3 protein-coding genes are annotated in these 1,304 nt (G+C 71.8%); 1 reads left to right on the forward strand and 2 read right to left on the reverse strand.

The annotated features are described in order from the left end of the window. Positions 1-36: 36 nt before the first annotated feature. Together D7231_RS34920 and D7231_RS34925 are read right to left on the reverse strand one after the other, a co-directional pair. A complete protein-coding gene (locus D7231_RS34920) occupies positions 37-291 on the reverse strand; it encodes a hypothetical protein (protein ID WP_120760385.1) in 255 nt (84 codons plus the stop codon). Next, positions 288-767 (reverse strand): DUF7848 domain-containing protein, encoded by a 480-nt coding sequence (locus D7231_RS34925; protein WP_147449892.1) that lies wholly within the window; start codon positions 765-767, stop codon positions 288-290. Before D7231_RS34925 ends, D7231_RS34920 begins: the two co-directional genes overlap by 4 nt. Positions 768-1,028: 261 nt before the next feature. Between D7231_RS34925 and D7231_RS34930 the strand changes: the two genes are divergently transcribed. Next, positions 1,029-1,304, forward strand: a 276-nt coding sequence (locus D7231_RS34930) for a UTRA domain-containing protein (RefSeq protein ID WP_422396793.1), incomplete at its 3' end; no start/stop codon positions are given.

Genomic DNA, 1,304 nt, shown 5'->3' on the forward strand with positions numbered 1-1,304 from the left:
ATCCACGTTCCTCCCTCACGATCGCTGTTGCGGGCCCTACCAACGCGGGCGCGCCCGTCCTGACCTACCGCCCGTGGTGTCGCGGGCGGGGCGGACGGCGCGGGTGGCGTACAGGACGGTGTGGGGGCGCATGGTGAACGACTCCCCGCCCGTGAACTCCAGACGCCGGTCGCCGTGGCGCAGCGCGATCATGTCGCGGACGGTGAACACCTGTCCGCCGAGCATCAGTTGGTCGCCCACTCGGATGCTGTGGATGTCCACGGTGACGCCGATGGCGATGCGGTCGTTCATGCTGTCTCCGTCGGTGAGTGCCTCGATGAGGGGCGGCTGCCCCGTCGCCCTTCGGGCTGACCGGGCGGGCCGGTGAAACGCAGGACGGCCTCGGCGGTTAGCCGGAACAGGCGGTGCCCCGGATGGCGGACCGCGTGCTCGCCACTCCAGGACTCCGCTCCCGAACGTGGCCGGCCCCCGTCGCCGGAGCGCTCGCCGCATGCCAGGCAGGTGACGCAGAAGACCGGCTTCGGCAACTCCTCGTCCCACGCCGCGTGCAGCGGCCAGTCCGCCGCCTCGCATGTGCCCGTGCGCCGAAGGAGCGGGCGGTTGGCCTCCGCGACCCGGGGCGACAGCGCCTCGCTGACGGGAACGGGTTCAACGTCCTCCTCCCGCGCGGTCCACTCCCGCCCGCCGAGCGGTGGCCGCAGCCAGACCCGGCCGAACTCGTGGCCCATGACCCGTCCGATCGCCTTGCGCGGCACGTCACGAGCCATCGTGCCCACAGGTAGTCGGCCGGGTGGTGTCGCGTGAGGGGTGTAGCGGCTGTCCTGCATGTGCTCTGCTCCTAGGGCGTCTGCCGTCTCCCGGGGCCGTATCCTTGGGCAGGAACATACTGCTATTCGCGAAACGCAGCAAGGTCACCTTTTGGGTGACACGGGGCGTGAGTCGCCTACCGTGTAAGGCGGCCAGGGATGATCCCGGCAGGTGCACCGGAGAGGGCGGGAGCCGTGAGCAGCGACTGGGTCAGCACGTCGATGCCGTATCTCAGGCCGGGAGGCGACGGGCCCGGGGGTGCCTGGCGCGAGGAGGCGCGGGCCCGGGGGCGGCGCGGTGGCCAGCGGATCGTGCACGCCGGGGAGGTCGCCGCGCCGGAGGTCGTGGCCGGGCTGCTCGGGGTGGCGGAAGGAAGCCCCGTGGTCGTCCGCCGGAGGGTCATGTATGCCGACGAGGAGCCGGTCGAACTCACGGACGCCTACTTCCCGTTGCACATCGCCCGGGGAACGTCCCTCGCGGACCCCGCCAAGATCCCG

Origin of the sequence: Streptomyces klenkii (assembly GCF_003626645.1) — a bacterium.
Taxonomy (GTDB): domain Bacteria; phylum Actinomycetota; class Actinomycetes; order Streptomycetales; family Streptomycetaceae; genus Streptomyces; species Streptomyces klenkii.